The organism is Desulfosediminicola sp. (assembly GCF_048381775.1).
In the GTDB taxonomy this organism is placed as follows: domain Bacteria; phylum Desulfobacterota; class Desulfobulbia; order Desulfobulbales; family Desulfocapsaceae; genus Desulfopila; species Desulfopila ganghwensis.
This window is the reverse complement of the sequence record NZ_JBLXGE010000023.1, coordinates 1-17,195: the sequence shown is the minus strand read 5'-3', so window position 1 is coordinate 17,195 and position 17,195 is coordinate 1. Positions and strand designations below refer to the sequence as shown.

Genomic DNA, 17,195 nt, shown 5'->3' with positions numbered 1-17,195 from the left:
CCAGAAATTGAAAATTACAGGAAGCGGGGAAAGCCGCCTCCTGTACTCTCTTGCCTGAGATGGTAGTAGCCTATTTTGTTACAGATTTGAGATTCCAGATTTCTCTGGCATATTCCTCAATTGTTCGATCTGATGAGAATTTACCAACCCTGGCCACATTCAGAATGGCTTTTTCAGCCCATTGCTGTGGCTTTGCGTAGAGTTCACTCACCTGTTGCTGGGTGAATATATAACTTTGAAGGTCGGCCAAGTGGCAATAGAAGTCACCGCCATACATGATCGAGTTGTAGATGTCATTGAACAGGCCTGGCCTCTCCTGGCTGAACATATCACTGCTTAATGCGTCCATTACCCGCCTGATATTCGGATTGTTTGCATAGTAGTCCCACGGATTGTAGCTGTTTTCACTACGCATTTTTTCTATGTCTTCGACCTCAAGGCCGAAAATAAAAATGTTGTCCCGGCCAACTTCTTCCATGATTTCGATATTCGCACCGTCCAGGGTGCCAATGGTGAGAGCGCCATTCAGGGTGAGTTTCATGTTGCCAGTCCCGGAAGCTTCCATACCGGCAATGGAGATTTGCTCACTGAGATCCGCTGCCGGGATGATTTTCTCGGCAAGGGATACACAATAATCAGGCAGCATCACAACTTTAAGATATTTTTGCGCCCGCTTATCGTTATTGACTACCTGGCCGACACTATTAATCAACTTAATAATCAGCTTCGCCATGGCATAGCCGGGCGCAGCCTTGCCTGCAAAAATATGGGTGCGCGGTACCTCTAGGGGTGCCTTATCTTCTATGATGTTGAGATAAGAATGGATAATGCAGAGAACGTTGAGTAATTGCCTTTTATACTCATGGATTCTCTTTATCTGGATATCAAAAAGTGATTCAGGCTTGACCTTGACTCTGGCTTTGTCCTGAATGAGCTTGGCAAGTTGCTTCTTGTTCTCAGACTTGACCTCCATAAATTTCTTTTGAAATTTTGGGTCAGTTGCGAAATCGGCGAGACGTTTCAGAACCTTGAGGTTGGTAATCCATTCGTCCCCAATGGTTTCGGTGATGAGCTTCGACAGTGCCGGATTGGCTTTAAGCAGCCAGCGGCGCTGGGTAACACCGTTGGTCTTGTTGTTGAAGCGATCGGGCCACATTGTCGCAAAATCAGGAAACAGCGAGCTTCTAACCAGATTGCTATGTAGGGCGGCGACACCGTTAATGGAATGGCTACCAACTATGGCCAGATGCGCCATATTTACCTGCTTGCCACTTTGTTCTTCGATAAGTGACATGCGGGTTGGGATATTTTCGTCGTGGGGAAAATTCACCTTAACTTCTTCAAGAAAGCGGTGATTGATCTCATAAATTATCTGCAGATGCCTGGGGAGGACCCGCTCAAAGAGCGATACCGGCCACTTCTCCAAAGCTTCGGGCAGCAGGGTGTGGTTGGTGTAGGCACAGGTCTTTCTGGTGATATCCCAAGCTGTCTCCCATTCAAGGGAGTGCTCGTCAATCAGCACACGCATCAACTCTGCCACAGCCAGCGCCGGGTGGGTATCATTCATGTGGAGGGCGACCTTCTCGGGTAGCTTTGTGAAATCCCTATGGTCTTTCTGGAACTTTCTGATGATATCCTGCACAGAGCAGGCGACCAGAAAAAACTCCTGTACCAGTCTCGACTCCTTGCCCTGAATAACCGAATCAGATGGGTAGAGCACTTTAGAGACGGTTTCACTGGATATTTTTTGACTGACGGCCTGGAAGTAGTCCCCGTCGTTGAAGATCTGGATATCAAATTCATCAGAGGCTCTGGCGGAGAAGAGTCGCAGATAGTTTATGGTTTTCCCACCGTAGCCGACGATAGGCATGTCGTGGGGGACACCGACTATCAATTGCCAATCGAGCCACACCGGGTTGTAGTCTTCTCCGGTGTGGAGACTATGATCGATTTTGCCGTAGACCGGTATCATACAGAACTCGCTGGATCTGGTAATCAGCCACGGGCTGTTTTCCCCATCCCACCTGCCAGGTTTTTCGCGCTGGTAGCCGTTTGCTATTTCCTGCCTGAAAAGTCCGAACTCATAATTGAGGCCATAGCCGTAACCGGGCATGTCCATTGTGGCCAGTGAGTCGAGAAAACAGGCTGCAAGTCTGCCCAGGCCACCATTGCCGAGGGCAGCGTCCGTTTCATGTTCCCGGATTTCTTCGAGATCAACCCCTATCTGCCTCAGGGCGTTCTCGGCAAGGTCGAATACCTCAAGGTTGAACAGGTTGTTGCCGAGTGAACGGCCTACCAGGAATTCCATGGAGAGATAGTATAACCGTTTGGCTTTTTTCTGGTGGTATCGATCGCTGGTATCGATCATACCGTTGATGAGATCTTCGCGGATTGCCAGCGAGAGGGCATGGGTGATATCCTTACTGGACGCTTCCTGTTGTGATTTACCGCAGGTGAACTTAAGGTAATGCAATATTTTTTCCCTGAAGGCAGCAACGTCGGTGGCCGATTTTTTACCGGCCGGTAAGGGCTGTTTCCGCGTTGTTTGCATAGCTGCTCCTTGAGGTTAAGGTTCGCGTTTTACCGTATAAGCGGAATTGCTGACAAGAATATGACTGGAATGCATATTCTACAATTCCATTGGCATAGAGGCAGAGCATGTTATCGGGTTCAGGCACCGTCTCTCCCGGCGCGAATGGAACGATGTTGCCCATACCGATAGAGCTGGACCCTCCGGCTTCGAGTTGATCGAGATTGCCGGATTTATAAGGATCAAGAATAGGTGTAGGATGTGCCGAGTTCGCATAACGCAGGTCACCAGTCCTGGTATTGAGCAGGTTATAAACGGTGGTAAAGTATTTATCTAAACGTTCGATGAGATATTTCATTCTTGGCTGAAAGGAAATTGATAAGCACCGCCTGGGTTGGTTCCTGGTAATTACGTATCTCGCAGGTCTGGTAGCCATCTATAACAGGCATGGTCACGTCCAACAGAATGAAATCGACGTACATTTTAGGTGGAATTTCAATTGCTTGTTCACCATTTTCTGCTTCAATCAGCTCGTAGCCATGTTTTTTCAGGATAATCGTCAATTGATTCCTGTGATTCCTGCTGTCATCAACAATGAGGATTCGTTTCATGTTGCATTTCTCCCGAGCAGGAAAATTCAGTTGACGAATTTGATTATTACCTCTTTGCAAGTATGCGTGGACGGCTAGAAAAATTCAACTGTAGTGGCTGGGTTATTTGTGTTTTTTCAGACTCTCCCGATAATGTAAGTAAAGACGACAAAACGTATTTTTAGGATAATTCTTTCAAAAATATCATCTGTTGTTTCGTGAGATTATCTATATAGAAAGATAGAACTTGGCATAATAGTTGGCAGTTGAGATCATTGACCCGAGAGGTCAGCTTTGCCTGATAATTTATTGGCAGGTTGGCTGGTTGGGGAGTGAATTGCTTCAAGCAGCGCTTTTTTCGAAACAGGGTTGGCTATGTGGATATCGTACCCGGCAGCAGAGCGTGCCTTTTTGTCGGATTGCTGGGCATGCTGCCTATCGTTTTGAAGCTGTTAGTTCAAGTGGTATTGAACTGCATTGCAGGTTGAAGAGATGGTTAACAGCGATATCTTCTGGTGGATTACGGTAGCGGCTGTTACTTGAAATTAATGTAATTTCAACGAGACTCCGGTGTAGTGAGCTTAATATTCGAAACATTTTCTGCCTTTTGCTTTTGCCTTATATAGCAGAGCATCTGCCCTTTTTAAGAGTAACCGGGGTGGCTCCACAAGTGTTAAAATCATTATGGCAACTTCAATAGTTCCGATCACATATCTTTCAACTCTTGAATTTTAAGAGGGATTTTTGGGGCCAGCAGAGCAACGGTTCTGTCTGGAGCCTTCTTTTGGTAAATGCCCTGGTTGGCCAACTAAGCTGCCAGAGGATAGCAAGAGTGGATTCGAGCAATGTCTGGTAAAAATCACTATTCAATTATGGTTGCAGAGCAAATCCCAGATAGAATGACGTTGTGGTGGAATCAAGAGTCTCAATGTGGGAATTCTACCGAACCGATCTATACTCATCGTCAAATAGGGTGTGGAGCAGGCGGCGTTCTGTTCGTTCAAAGAGTGCTGGAAGATGGTATAGCTTTTGGGGTATGAGATTCTACTCCTTATGTGATTCAGTCTATTTATAAATATCTATTAAATACAAATTAATAGCTTTGATATAAAAAATGTATCTAACAAAAAAAGCTCTTGACTAAGAAAAATTCGAAGTGTAACAATACCGTATTAATACCGTTTCAATATGGGGAGTGATATGTATACAATTGACCGAGATCTTGACCAGCCGCTCTATATTCAGATTCGTAACTCTGTTGAGCAGGCAATATTGCGGGGTGAGTTGAAAAAGGGGGACCGGCTTCCGCCGGTTACGGTTCTGGCCAAGGAGATAGGAGTCACCCAGGCGACTATTCGTAGAGCGTTGAAAGATCTTGGGGCAGCTGGATATACCACCTGCCATGTCGGCAGAGGCACATTTGTTCGTGACCCTGAAGACACTGAAAAGACGGGCGAAGATGGTCAAAACGTTCGTGATCATGGCAAAGAGGGCCTGTCAGGCAGCTCCGGTCATGGTTTTCGGCCCAAAGAGCGTGCAGCGAGGATGTTGCGAACAGGGATAAGTAAGGCCCTCTACGACATTATGCCCTTGGCTCACCGTGAGGGAATTATTGCTTTAACCAGGGGAGTGCCGGATATTAATCAGTTACCTGCCGATTTTATGGAAGATGTCTGCACCAGCATTCTAGCTGGCGGGGGCATGCAGTATGCCGCGGCAACTGATCCGGGTGGAAATTATGAGCTGAGAAAAGAGATAGCCAGACGGGCAAGTCTGGATGGCTCAGTGGTAACGCCGGAGATGGTTCTTATCACCAACGGTGTTTCTCAGGCGATTACGCTGGTAGCTGAGGCGACAACGGAAGAACGGAACCATGTCATATGTGAGACCCCCTGTTTTCAGGGTATGCCGAACTCATTCACAGCCATGGGGCACTGGGTGGACAGTGTACAGCGTGATGAAGAGGGGCCTGTGATGTCTCAACTTGAGCGGTTTAGTAAATATAATTCTCATCTGCTCTATCTCTGCCCATATGTTCATAACCCCATGGGTACCGACCTGAGCGCCGAAAGATATGATAAGCTGGTTGAATGGGCGAAAAGAACCAACAGCATCATTATCGCCGATGAGATATTCCGCGAGTTAGGCTTTGAAGAGAATCAGCAGCCTAGCCTGTTGAAAGAGTTGGGGCCTGAGCAGGCAATTGTAGTCAGCTCACTTTCCAAGTCCGTTATGCCGGGCTTGCGACTGGGCTGGATCATTTCTTCAGTTCGCAGAATTCAGGAGCTCACACAATTAAAACGCCTTATGGACCATTCGACTCCGGCTATCACCCAGGGGATGGGTTTGCATATTCTCAGCTCTGGCAGATTTGATGACCATGTGTTGAAGATGCGAGGTGTGTACCGGCATCGGATGGAGGTATTGCTGCAATCTCTAAAACGAATGATGCCGGACGGGGTTCGCTGGTATCAGCCGGCTGGAGGTTTTTCACTTTTGCTTGAATTGCCCAAAGGCTACTCCAGCGTGGCCTTGCTGTTGTCGGCAATAGATAAGGGGGTTTCCTTTCTGCCTGCGCCGCTCTTTGATATAGATCAGCGCTATGTAAATTGTCTTCGCATTTCAGTAGCCTGGGTAGACGAAAATGAAATTAAGGAAGGTATCGAGTTACTGGCCGACACAATAGAAGAATGTATTCAGTCACCGTCATTTGAAACAGGTCTGAGCGGTTTGGGTGGGTTCCAGTGAAATTTCCTGAAAATTTATACGACATATTATCAGTGAGCGAATGATGAAATACACCTTACACACCATGGCATCTGAACATCGCGAAGCTGTGATGAACATTTTTAACTATTATATCGAAAACTCGATGTCGGCCTACAGGCAGGAGATGTTGCCGCTGGAAGCTTTTGATCGCTTTTTAAAGTTAACGGAAAAATATCCGGCATATGTGGCACAGGCTGAAGATAAAAGTGTTATGGGCTTTGGATTTCTGTCAGCCCATAAGGATATCGTCGAATTTTCTCATACGGCTGAATTCACCTGTTTTCTACATCCCGATAATTTGGGAGTTGGACTGGGCGGCGCTATTCTCACCCGACTTGAGGGGGAAGCAAAAAAGGCTGGTATTACCAATATTCTTGCCAGTATCTCTTCATTCAATGATCGTAGCCTTGTCTTTCATGAAAAACACGGGTTTCAGCAGTGTGGGCGATTTTATGCCGTGGGAGAAAAGAACGGCAGAAGATTTGACACCATCTGGATGCAGAAATTGTTGAATTAACCTGTGGCTATCGTCAGTCCAGACGGGGGCATCTTCGATGTTTCTGGTCGTGAGAATGTAGTTTTACGCTTTTAGGTAATGGAGACAGGCTGTTGTTTAGGCCTTTTTCATTCTTTTTGAAGTCTGGTCTTAGAATAGTTCGCGGACAGCGGAGAACAGCTATGAATCATTATGTTATTGAAACAGTCTTGAAGGAAAAGAGGCAGGATATGTTGCAGGAGGCGGAGAGATTGCGACATATTCGGGAATATGAAAAGTCACTGCAGGCAGGACCTGGCGGTCGAAGTAGCCCCATCTTTATTCGATTAATAGGTAAACTTGAGATTGCCGTGGGTGGGGCATTGATACGGGCGGGTGTCTGGTTGACTAAACGGCAAATGCGAAAGGGATATGGGCTGGCTTGCAAAAGCTAATCATGGTTTTTCCTTTGCTCAGGAGAATATTGCGCCTGGACCAATGCTTACAGGTTGTGGCGCAATACCTGTGCAAGCAGAGGGGACGCAGGACATATACAAATTTAGAGATTCCATCCCCAGTATTGAAGAAAATTGGCAAAATCCCGTAAATCTGATTCCCTGCGCGCCCACGGCTTGAGGCTGGTATAAAATACGATTCCATCTGATGTGTCTTGTCCCAGCCTCTTGTCCTCTCCAACCCTCCAATCTAATGCCCACCAGCTTATGAACAATCTCTCCCAGATTTTATGAGAATCGATTACGTAGTCTTTTCGGCTTCCTTCAGTTTCGAAAAAGGAATGAGTGATGCCTTGGTCGCCATCCTCAATGTCACTGAGACTTTGCATTGGTGCCAGGTGAGCCTGCAGGTGCAACTGGGACTCAGAGTCAGAATGCAGGTGAACATCTTTGACCCTATGGGTTGACTCGCGCAACAGCAGAACGAGCGGAGATTCCTCAAATCCCTGCTCAATTGTCAGCATCCCTGGCAGGATTTCACCATAAATTCTCTGACGTTCACTTTTCCAATTTTCAGGCCAGCTATGCTGATCCAGATGGGATGTTGGAATAAAGGCGAGGTAGCAACCGCAAGTATGAACCGTTGTCACCAGTACAGGCTCTTTTCGGCTATTGATGGTGATAATTACCATCAGCCCTACATTTTTCCCTGCAGTTAAATTGAAAGGTATAAGCCTGAAGGGGATTTTGGTGAAATGTACTCTGTAGATCAGGTTGGTATAGACGTCTCTGGCACCTTTCCAGCGGCGAGTTTCGGCATAGATGGTTGCCGTATCGCTGTCCAAGGTGACTTTACGTTCCCGGTGATTTTCCTGGATGACAGGAGAGGCAATTCTGTTCCAGTCGTCTCCTGGTCGCTCAATGACAAAGGTGGGAGCATTTTGGGCCAGGAGACTATCACCATCAACATCGTAACTGAGAAGATTAGATTCTGGCACATTGGTATGGTGCAGGCTGCAGGAACTCATTAAGCTAACGATAAAAATAACAAAAATGTAGCTGATATATCTGAACAGTAGATATGCCTGGCATTTCATCGCATCACCATGGAAATAATGTTGTTGGTACATCCCAGGCAGGTTATGCAGGATTTGACCTTTATGCTGGGGAGTTTGACAATTTCTGTGTTGAGGCCGCTAATGGTCAATGCAACTTCGATTAATCTGTCAGCGTTCGAATTGGGTATTGGACTGCCGGAAATGCCCAGGAGTTGAGCTTTCATGATGATCCCCCTCTCAGTAAGGAAATAGGCAACCAAGCAAACTATCTAATTGATAATAATTAACAATTGTAAAAATAGCAAAGCGCCTGGAAAATCAGTTGAAATTCACCTACAAATAGATGGGATGTGATTGGGCGAAATAACTGGGGACTGCAAGGTCTCAGGCAGGTGTAGGTATTGATTCGAGATAGGTTAGAATAAAAGTGAGACTGCTATCGGAGCGGATATTAGTAGTATGTGTCGAGGAGAGAATCATGTCTCATCGTATGAAATAATTGATAGTGAGTGTTGCCGTAACATGCTGGATCTCACCGATTTCCGCTGAAATGCGAAATGTGGTGAATACAGCACTCAATGAAATAGCAGATAGTACACTGCAGATCGATCATTCCGCCGCATGGGGTAAGCGAGAAGATTTGACGGTATACCTCATTGATAATTTTGATCAAAAGTCCGGTTGTTGTCGGAGGTGCCTGTCAGTCATGGTGAACTGGTACAGGCGATTTTGGTATCAGGCAGGCATGATATAAATGTCCTTCCACTCAATACCACAATTACCAGAGGGTTGGCCAAGGTAGTAATTGCTGTATTACAGGGCAAGTGTATCGACGCTGTGGTCCCTTCTGTACCAGGCTCGAATTACACCTATAATCAGATGAGTACGTTATTAGGGGAAAGCGGTCTGCTGAATCCTGCAAATCTATTTGACTATCGTAAAGATTTTATGACTATTCTGGTAGATGTAGCTTTTTCAGTATTTCAGTCTCTGGAATGGTTGCTTGCTTTTAATGTGAACGTGGTAAAGCTGCGCGAAGATCGGTTTTCCGGTGTTTGTACCTTACGGCAATGGTGATACCCTGCATAGAGGAGAGAAACGAGATATCAATTTGCTCAGTATCAGCAACGGTGCGATGATTTTTCCTATAGACGCAATGATTTGATTGCTTACTTTGATGAACACGGTGACACACTTGTTGTTCCTCCGGCAATGAGCAACAATGAGTTTGGGGAATTGCTGCAAGAGATGGAAAGGGTCAATAATCCTCTAGCTCGGCAAGGCAAACTGCCACAGTTGGTTCCGACCAAAGCTCAATATAGTAAGTAGAGCACGGTTTGAAAAAAATGTCTTCCCTGGGCTGGTGAGAAAGAGCTTGTCTGGTCGAATTCAGAGCGTTAATCCACACCGTATTCTTTTAATTCACAATGCAGAAAAAGAGGGGCGATCAGCGGTTCATCGCTCATCCCGCCTTCAAAAGCAAAAGAACAATTTAGACCACAGCGCAACAGATAAAAGAAAAGGTTTGCTCGAACACGTTCAAAAGAGTATTACCCTTCAGAAATAACGAAAAAACAATCGGCAACAAGCTGGAAAGAATTTCCTGAATCGTAGTAACAACAGTTACGATCACTTTAATTTGGAGCACCCTTAAGATGATTAATCGCGCAGCCCTGATCGTTCGTTTGAAAGAACCGTTTATTCAGTGGATAAATGACGCAGACCCTCTTGATAATCGTTCGGCCATTACCTTTGAAGAGGCCAATGAAGATAGAACCGTTTATCTTATTGATGAGTCGGAGGCTGATCACGTTGAAGAGTGGCTCGCTCTGAATTTCATGCAGGTGTTTGAATGTGAACTTGAAGATTGGTACGCAGACCCTGCTTTGTGGCCGAAAAATATTACCATGGAACTTTTCAACGAGTGGTGTGATATAGATTGCCACACTGTCATTGTTGATACTGTTGGTGGCCCAATCGTTGATGACGAGGGCGAAGAAGATTTCGTCGAAGAGTAATTCGGAACGAGTACTCGAAAAGGGCGGCATCGAACTGCTGCCCTTTTCGAATAATGTCAGTCAGAGATCAGGCATGGAATTTATAGATCTGACCCATTCAATTGTAGAGACTATGCCGGTTTATCCGGGTACTGAGCCTCCGGATATAGTCGAAGCAAACAGTATTGATCAGCATGGTTTCCGTGAGAAGAAAATTTCATTCTATTCACATACCGGTACTCATGTCGATGCTCCTGCTCATGTGTTCAAAGGTGGAAGGACTCTTGATGACTTTCCGATTGATTCTTTCCAGGGGAAAGCGGCAGTATATACTCACAAATCTGATGCTAAAACTATTGAAGTAAACCATTTAGGAACAATAGATACAGAACTCAAAGCTGCCGACTTTTTGTTGATCGCTACAGGCTGGGACAGGTATTGGGGGGAGGACAAATACTTTAGAAACTTTCCAGTATTATCCCTTGAGGCTGTGCACTGGCTGGAACAATTCAAGCTCAAAGGTGTCGGGCTTGATGTTATTTCGGCAGACCCGGTCGACGCACCTGAACTGGTAGTGCATTTTGCGCTGTTACAGCAGAATATACTGATATTTGAAAATTTAAAAAATCTTATCAGGATTCCGGCCACATTATGCAATTTTACCGGATTACCTCTATCCATTGCGGCCAGTGATGGGTCGCCTATCAGGGCATTTGCGGCTGTAGAGCAAGTTGATCCGTGCTAGTCAGCTGGTAAATCCGCTTCCTTATCCTGTCATAAGTCGGCAAACCCTGAGCGCTGCCGACAATATCCTAATTTGAATATTTCGGTCAAATTCTCTAACCGTCACGACGCAAATGGGCCAGGCATCTGTATTCAACTTTTTTCAGTATCCAGACCAGGGTGAAAGTTATTGCCATGTAAAAGGCTGCTGCAGTAATGAACGCCTCGTAGGGACTGTAAAAGCGAGAGTTGATGATACGCGCGGCGCCAGTTATATCGACAATGGTGATAACGCTGGCAAGAGCAGTGCCATGGAGCATGAAGATCATTTCATTACCATAAGCGGGCAGGGCACGCCTGAACGCACTCGGCAGAATTATTCTCCTGAACATCAGCGGTTTTGACATACCGGCAGCTTTGGCGGCTTCAATCTCACCAGAAGGGGTGTTGGCTATTGCGCCTCGGAATATTTCGGCCGTATAAGCACCGGTATTCAGGGCAAAAGTGAACAGGGCGCAAAAGTGTGCTTCCTTGAAGTAATCCCAGAGAAAGGTATCTTTAAGCGCATCAAACTGGCCCATACCATAGTAAACCAGAAACATCTGGATCAAAAGCGGTGTACCCCGGAAGAAGTAAATAAAGGCTCTGACCGGTAAGGTTATAACGGGATTCTTGCTCGCAGTAAGAATCACCGCAAGTGGAACAGCAAGGAGAAACCCGAACAGCAGGGATAAGCTGACTAACTCAAGGGTGACCCAGAGGCCCTCGAGGTAGATATCAATATTTTCGAAGATTACGGAGAAATTCATATCAGTCTTTTCTCACTCCCAAACTGTATTTTTTCTCCAGCCACTGCAAAAGATAGATGGATACTGTGGTTATGATCAGGTAGTTGATGGCAACAACGGCATAGAAGGTAAACGGCATACGAGTAGCACCTGCGGCAAGCGACGCCTTTCGTACCATGTCATCAAGGCCGATAATTGATACCAGGGCGGTTGCTTTCGTGAGAACCAGCCAGTTGTTGCCGTAGCCCGGTATGGCGTGACGAACCATTTGCGGTAGAAGAATTCGCAATACGATTTGCATGCTGCTCATTCCGTAGGCGGCTCCTGCTTCGAGCTGGCCGGCGGGAACAGCCATGATGGCACCGCGAAACGTTTCCGCCATATAAGCTCCGAAGATAAAGCCAATGGTCAACACTCCTGCAATATACGGATTGATATCGACGTATCCCTCGTAGCCGACTACGTATGCAACCTGATTAACAAGCATCTGGCCTCCGTAGAAGACAAGCAACATCAATACAAGATCAGGTACGCCGCGAATTACGGTTGTATAAACATCCGCAACAAAACGCAGTAAACGAGATTTAGAGAGTTTGGAAAGCGCACCCAATACCCCGAGTAACGTTGCCAGGGCAAGCGAGGTGAGGGAAACATTGATGGTCAGCAGGGTGCCATGGGCAATGCTGGGTCCGTATCCTTGCAGGTCGATCATAGTTATAGACAAAAAGAGCCGGGACATCCAGATAATCAGATGTCCCGGCGGTACAGATTATTACGCAGACAGCTGCTTATTCGCCGTATACGTTGAAGTTGAAGTACTTGTTCTGGATTTTCTCGTAGGTACCGTTGGCACGAATGGTTTCGATAGCCTCGTTCAGCTTGTCTTTCAAGTCACTGTCCTGCTTGCGTACTGCAGCGCCGATTCCTGGGCCGAAGAATTTCGGATCAACCATGTCAGGGCCAACGAATTCGTACTCTTTACCCTTTTCCTGATCAAGGAAACCTTCCATCAGGGCAACAGAGTCAGCCATTACGATATCAATACGTCCTGCTTCAACATCCAGGTACGCCTCATCGAGTGAACCGTAGCGCTTGATATCAACATCCTTGCCGTAGGTTTCGGTGAGATATTTATCGTGAATAGTCTCACGCTGAACACCAACCACCTTACCTTTCAGGGCCTCAGGGGAGAACTCGGGGATGAGCCCTTTCTTTACCATGAACTTGGCTGGGGTCTGGTAATACTTGTTGGTGAAGTCAACTTTCTTCAGACGTTCCTCGGTAATGGACATGGAAGCGATGATAGTGTCGTACTTACGCGCCATGAGACCAGGAATCATGCCATCCCAATCCTGTGCAACAAGCACGGCTTCCGCTCCCATAGCCTCACAAAGTGCCTTGGCAATATCTACATCAAAGCCAACCAGTTCACCTTCGGGGGATACCTGGCTGAATGGGGGGTATGCGCCTTCAATTGCGACACGTACTTTTGTCCACTCTTTTGCCTGGGCAATTCCGGTGCTGAGCAGTAAAGCTATGGCTACCAAAGTTAAAATCCTCTTCATGCTTCCCTCCTGATAATGTTTATGGATAAATTGACTGTTAGCGCCAAGTTACAGCACAGTATTTAAAAATTGAGAAAACCTTTCAGATTTCGGTCGAACAAAAACCTCTGAGGGCGGCCCCTGCTCTTCAATGAGTCCTTCCGAAAGATAAATCACCTCGGTGGAAACCTCACGGGCAAATCCCATTTCGTGAGTTACCACAACCATGGTTCTCCCTTCTTCCGCCAGGTTGCGCATAACCTGAAGAACCTCTCCGACCAGCTCAGGATCAAGTGCTGAAGTGGGCTCGTCAAAAAGCATCACCTCAGGCTCCATGGCAAGTGCCCGGGCTATAGCAGCGCGCTGCTGCTGGCCGCCGGAAAGATGGGCGGGGTAGGCATCTATCTTGTCGTGAATACCAACCTTATCCAGGTAGTGTTTGGCGCGCTCAATGGCTATTTTTTTTGGAACCTTTAAAACGTGGACGGGTGCCTCAATGACATTCTCCAGAATTGTCATATGAGACCAGAGATTGAACTGCTGGAATACCATGGTCAGCTTAGAACGCAGACGCTCGACTTGTTTTCTGTCAACTGGAACAGGTTCACCTCTGCGGTTTGTGGTCATCCGAATAGGTTCACCGCATACGGTAATAAGCCCGCTGTTTGGAGTCTCAAGAAGGTTAACACAACGAAGCATAGTGCTTTTTCCTGAACCGCTTGAACCAAGCACAGCGATAACGTCTCCTTTATTGGCTGTAAAAGAGACGCCTTTCAATACTTCATTTTTCCCAAAGCTTTTATGTAGATCACGAACCGTCAGGGCTGTCGTGTCTGTCACCAAATCAACAGAATTCAAACTTTTCTCCTCTGGAGAATCAATAACTCAATTATGAAAAAATGATCAATTTCCGACGAGGAAACGGATGTTAGTGCAGTATAACATAGTGTTGACGGTTGTATAATGAATTACTGTGGCAAATGCAAGGTTATAATGGCTGCCTATGTTATAGAAAAAAAGCCCCAGCAATAATTGCCAAAATGTTTGTGGCAATTTCTGCTGGGGCTTTAATAATTACAAGATTTACTGATAACCCTTACTTGTCGTTACCGAAATATTTCTTTGTTTCAGAGATAATGACAGGAGTAAGTAGCAGCAAACCTATAAGGTTTGGAACTGCCATCAAACCATTAAGAGTATCGGAGAGGTTCCATACGAAGCTCAGCTTGGCAATGGCGCCAAGACCGATAAAGATAATGAATACGATACGGTATGGCATGATAGATTTCACACCAAACAGATACTCGATGGATTTCTCACCGTAGTAGCACCAACCAAGCATAGTTGAATACGCAAACAGGATGATACCGAGGGTAACTATATACGCACCACCAGGCATACCTGCAGCGAAAGCCTTGGTGGTAAGTTCCGCACCGGTGTCGCCACTGGACCAGAGGCCGGTAAGGATGAGGACCAGACCGGTCATGGTACAAACAATGATGGTATCGATAAAAGTCTGGGTCATTGAAACCAAGGCCTGTGTTGCAGGAGATTTGGTTTGTGCGGCAGCAGCTGCGATAGGAGCGGAACCGAGACCGGACTCATTTGAGAAGACACCACGAGCAACACCCATACGGATGGCGAGCATAATGGAAGCGCCAGCGAAACCACCAGTAGCAGCAGTTGGATTGAAGGCTTGCTGTACGATGAATACCAGTGCACCTGGAACTTCGGAGATGTGGGTCAGAATAATGTACATAGCACCGATGACGTAAAATACGATCATTATCGGAACAAGTACAGAGGTTACGCGACCGATAGACTTAATACCGCCAATAACAACTGCAGCAGTTAAAATCATCAGAGCAATACCAGTATACATAGGCGGTACGTTGAAAGTCGCCTGAACTGCGTCAGCAACGGAGTTGGACTGAACCATATTACCGATACCAAAAGCTGCCACGGAGGCGAATACGGCAAATACCGCACCAAGCCATGGCATGTTCAACCCTTTGGAGATGTAATACATCGGTCCACCGGCCATCTCGCCGTTTTCATCTTTTACACGATACTTAACAGCAAGAATAGCCTCGGAATATTTGGTTGCCATACCTACGAGGCCGGTAATCCACATCCAGAAGAGGGCGCCTGGTCCACCAATAGCGATCGCAGTTGCAACACCGGCAATATTACCGGTACCGACAGTAGCGGAAAGGGCTGTCATCAGGGCCTGAAAGTGGGTGATATCTCCAGGTTCATCAGTATCTTCTTTGCGTTTGATAAGTGCCAGCCATAGGGCGTGGCCAAGCTTGGTGAACTGCAGACCACGAAGTGCAAATGTTAGCCAAAAGCCTGTACCAACAAGCAGAATAAGCATAGGTGGGCCCCATGCGAAAGAGTTAACTTTCCCCACGAGTGCGTCTAAAGCTGCGATGAATTCCATGTATCCTCCTCAAGATGCGTTAAATATCGGGCATTAAGGCCCATAAAGCGGCCATGTCTCAATGTGAGACTGGTCGGACGTCGCTTGAATGGATCAAATCTCTATATATAAAATTTCGAAACAATATGCGTATGTAATAGATTATTCAGAAAAAATCATGCAATTTTTTGTATTTAAAAAATGCTGAGATAACACCTGGAGAAATTAATAATATTAAATGATTCGTCGAAAAGGTGAGAAAATGTGTTAGGGAAAAAAGAACAGTGTATCATTTACTGCATCAGTTTTGGGACGGTCTACTCCGATTATGCTGTCAGGTATAATCACTTAGAAGCTTTCGGTTAATGATTGGGGGCGTAATCAAAGAGGCAGAGACAAGGTTTTTGCCGTATGGAATCAGGAGTGATTTTATCAAGGTCCCAGCATTCCCCCATGATCAAGTCCCATTTTTCAGGTGTAAAGGAGTCGAACCCTGAACCGGTGGTAAAGGTCATCTCGCCCAGGTAGATTTTGTCGCCAACAATAAAGAAATCCACTCTGACATGTGGAAAATCCGCACTCAGGATTTTAGCTATGCTCAGGACTTCTTCAAGAACAGAAGGCCGGGAAACATTCATTGAGGTAGTACGGCAACCGGTATCGACCCAGTTTCGATCATAGAGCGCGTAAGTGTGGTTGCTAAATCGGTCAAAATCAACCTGAATAAAGTATGCTTTTCCTTGAAAACAGTAGACTTTATAGTCTAACAGCTGCCCTGTATCATCCGTTAGATACTCTTCGGCCAATATACGCGGCTTAATCTTGCCATAATGAAATTGGGCACCTTTCTCTCCGAACGGGCATTCAAGTGCTTCGGTGACTTCTTTCCTGAACCGCTTTCTGTCGAAACTGTTTTTATTCCTGATAATCCAGATTTGGTTAGCTGCATGATTTGTCTTGAAGACAAGTTGGGCAGGAAGTGTTTGCCAGTCAATTTGGTCGTAGCTCTCCCAGACTCCTAGAAGCGGTACTTGAAACTGTGCTAATGACTTAGTAGCGAAATAGTCCCTCACCCGAACTTTATCGGAGCATAGACTGAAAAGCTCATTGTAATAATAAAGCTTGTACCATTGGATTTTTTCATTGAATGTCCTTGGATTTTGGAGATTAAGAGAATATCCAAGTGATCGCTCAAATTTCCGGTGTATTTCTTCAAGTAGGTAAAATCGGCTAAAAAACCTTCTTACAAATAATCGCCACTTTTTCTTTGGGAGAGGGATGCAAAGAATTGCGGTAAGTACCTTTGCCAGCTGGGACGCCGTGAGCATAACTATTCTAAAGGATAATAAATAATGGTAAAAATCTAGGAAATGAAGGCCAATGTGGTGATTACCAGGAATTTATATTTATGCCCTCCTAATTACTGACGGAAATTTCCACTAAAGATGTCATTAACATAGGTGAGATGCCATGTCCACCTTCATGAAAAGGACGGCATGTAATGCTTTTCACAAGATCTCAAAACGATTTGAGTTCAATTTCCGGAAAAAGAAAATGGATCCATATTGAATGGGGACTACAAAAGAAAAGTGGTAATATCCAGTATGCTTGGATAAAAAATGCTGCATAAAATAGCAGACAAGACGTGTGTGGCTTCATTACCGCGTGACTGTTGTAAAACAGCTGCAGGGGGTGGGAGAGGACGGTAATAGGTGGCAGCTGCTGGACAGAGGATGCATAAAAAAACAAAAAGCCCCGACCAGAAAAAATCTGATCGGGGCTTTTGTATAAAGAATCGGCGGCGACCTACTCTCCCACACAGTCTCCCATGCAGTACCATCGGC

General features: G+C 45.9%; 17 protein-coding genes. 6 read left to right on the top strand and 11 right to left on the bottom strand.

The genetic code is table 11. The annotated features are described in order from the left end of the window. Positions 1 to 70 precede the first annotated feature (70 nt). From ACN5NT_RS23255 to ACN5NT_RS23245, 3 genes are read right to left on the bottom strand one after another with little or no spacing between them, the layout of a single operon-like run. A complete protein-coding gene (locus ACN5NT_RS23255) occupies positions 71 to 2,551 on the bottom strand; it encodes a glycogen/starch/alpha-glucan phosphorylase (protein WP_419177067.1) in 2,481 nt (826 codons plus the stop codon). Beyond that, the gene (locus tag ACN5NT_RS23250; protein ID WP_419177066.1) at positions 2,514 to 2,888 is read right to left on the bottom strand and encodes a SpoIIE family protein phosphatase; all 375 of its coding nucleotides are present in this window, start codon (positions 2,886 to 2,888) and stop codon (positions 2,514 to 2,516) included. Before ACN5NT_RS23250 ends, ACN5NT_RS23255 begins: the two co-directional genes overlap by 38 nt. Then, positions 2,860 to 3,141, bottom strand: a complete 282-nt coding sequence (locus ACN5NT_RS23245; RefSeq protein WP_419177065.1) for a response regulator — start codon at positions 3,139 to 3,141, stop codon at positions 2,860 to 2,862. Before ACN5NT_RS23245 ends, ACN5NT_RS23250 begins: the two co-directional genes overlap by 29 nt. Positions 3,142 to 4,320: 1,179 nt before the next feature. Here ACN5NT_RS23245 and ACN5NT_RS23240 point away from each other — a divergent pair. The 3 genes from ACN5NT_RS23240 (at position 4,321) to ACN5NT_RS23230 (ending at position 6,819) form a co-directional block, all read left to right on the top strand. Further along, positions 4,321 to 5,868 (top strand): PLP-dependent aminotransferase family protein, encoded by a 1,548-nt coding sequence (locus ACN5NT_RS23240; protein WP_419177064.1) that lies wholly within the window; start codon positions 4,321 to 4,323, stop codon positions 5,866 to 5,868. A gap of 40 nt (positions 5,869 to 5,908) precedes the next feature. Beyond that, complete coding sequence (locus tag ACN5NT_RS23235; RefSeq protein WP_419177063.1) at positions 5,909 to 6,406, top strand: N-acetyltransferase family protein; 498 nt, start codon at positions 5,909 to 5,911, stop codon at positions 6,404 to 6,406. A 161-nt stretch (positions 6,407 to 6,567) separates the two neighbouring features. Beyond that, a complete protein-coding gene (locus ACN5NT_RS23230) occupies positions 6,568 to 6,819 on the top strand; it encodes a hypothetical protein (RefSeq protein WP_419177062.1) in 252 nt (83 codons plus the stop codon). Positions 6,820 to 6,923: 104 nt separating this feature from the next. Here ACN5NT_RS23230 and ACN5NT_RS23225 read toward each other — a convergent pair whose 3' ends face one another. Both ACN5NT_RS23225 and ACN5NT_RS23220 read right to left on the bottom strand, forming a co-directional pair. Continuing rightward, positions 6,924 to 7,916 (bottom strand): hypothetical protein, encoded by a 993-nt coding sequence (locus tag ACN5NT_RS23225; protein ID WP_419177061.1) that lies wholly within the window; start codon positions 7,914 to 7,916, stop codon positions 6,924 to 6,926. Further along, positions 7,913 to 8,101 (bottom strand): hypothetical protein, encoded by a 189-nt coding sequence (locus ACN5NT_RS23220; protein ID WP_419177060.1) that lies wholly within the window; start codon positions 8,099 to 8,101, stop codon positions 7,913 to 7,915. The genes ACN5NT_RS23225 and ACN5NT_RS23220 overlap by 4 nt, the downstream gene beginning before the upstream one ends. Before the next feature lie 469 nt (positions 8,102 to 8,570). On the opposite strand from ACN5NT_RS23220, the gene ACN5NT_RS23215 reads away from it, so the two are divergent. From ACN5NT_RS23215 to ACN5NT_RS23205, 3 genes are all read left to right on the top strand, one after another. Then, positions 8,571 to 8,954 carry a hypothetical protein gene (locus tag ACN5NT_RS23215; RefSeq protein WP_419177059.1) on the top strand — a complete coding sequence of 128 codons (384 nt, stop codon included), beginning with the start codon at positions 8,571 to 8,573 and terminating at the stop codon, positions 8,952 to 8,954. 578 nt (positions 8,955 to 9,532) lie between these two features. Then, positions 9,533 to 9,895, top strand: a complete 363-nt coding sequence (locus ACN5NT_RS23210; protein WP_419177058.1) for a hypothetical protein — start codon at positions 9,533 to 9,535, stop codon at positions 9,893 to 9,895. 73 nt (positions 9,896 to 9,968) lie between these two features. Further along, positions 9,969 to 10,619, top strand: coding sequence for a cyclase family protein (locus ACN5NT_RS23205; protein ID WP_419177057.1), 651 nt, complete (start codon positions 9,969 to 9,971; stop codon positions 10,617 to 10,619). A gap of 94 nt (positions 10,620 to 10,713) precedes the next feature. Here the strand turns inward: ACN5NT_RS23205 and ACN5NT_RS23200 are convergent, their stop codons facing one another. The 6 genes from ACN5NT_RS23200 to ACN5NT_RS23175 all read right to left on the bottom strand — a co-directional run bounded on the left by ACN5NT_RS23200 (position 10,714) and on the right by ACN5NT_RS23175 (position 16,679). Further along, positions 10,714 to 11,406, bottom strand: a complete 693-nt coding sequence (locus tag ACN5NT_RS23200) for an ABC transporter permease (RefSeq protein ID WP_419177056.1) — start codon at positions 11,404 to 11,406, stop codon at positions 10,714 to 10,716. Between the two features lies 1 nt (position 11,407). After that, on the bottom strand, positions 11,408 to 12,097 hold the full coding sequence (locus ACN5NT_RS23195; RefSeq protein ID WP_136799804.1) for an ABC transporter permease: 690 nt from the start codon (positions 12,095 to 12,097) through the stop codon (positions 11,408 to 11,410). 76 nt (positions 12,098 to 12,173) lie between these two features. Further along, positions 12,174 to 12,950 carry an ABC transporter substrate-binding protein gene (locus tag ACN5NT_RS23190; protein WP_419177055.1) on the bottom strand — a complete coding sequence of 259 codons (777 nt, stop codon included), beginning with the start codon at positions 12,948 to 12,950 and terminating at the stop codon, positions 12,174 to 12,176. Between the two features lie 48 nt (positions 12,951 to 12,998). Continuing rightward, positions 12,999 to 13,769 carry an ABC transporter ATP-binding protein gene (locus ACN5NT_RS23185; RefSeq protein WP_136799805.1) on the bottom strand — a complete coding sequence of 257 codons (771 nt, stop codon included), beginning with the start codon at positions 13,767 to 13,769 and terminating at the stop codon, positions 12,999 to 13,001. A 256-nt stretch (positions 13,770 to 14,025) separates the two neighbouring features. Beyond that, complete coding sequence (locus tag ACN5NT_RS23180; protein WP_136799801.1) at positions 14,026 to 15,372, bottom strand: alanine/glycine:cation symporter family protein; 1,347 nt, start codon at positions 15,370 to 15,372, stop codon at positions 14,026 to 14,028. 341 nt (positions 15,373 to 15,713) lie between these two features. Further along, positions 15,714 to 16,679 carry an ATP-grasp fold amidoligase family protein gene (locus ACN5NT_RS23175; protein WP_419177054.1) on the bottom strand — a complete coding sequence of 322 codons (966 nt, stop codon included), beginning with the start codon at positions 16,677 to 16,679 and terminating at the stop codon, positions 15,714 to 15,716. Positions 16,680 to 17,195 lie beyond the last annotated feature (516 nt).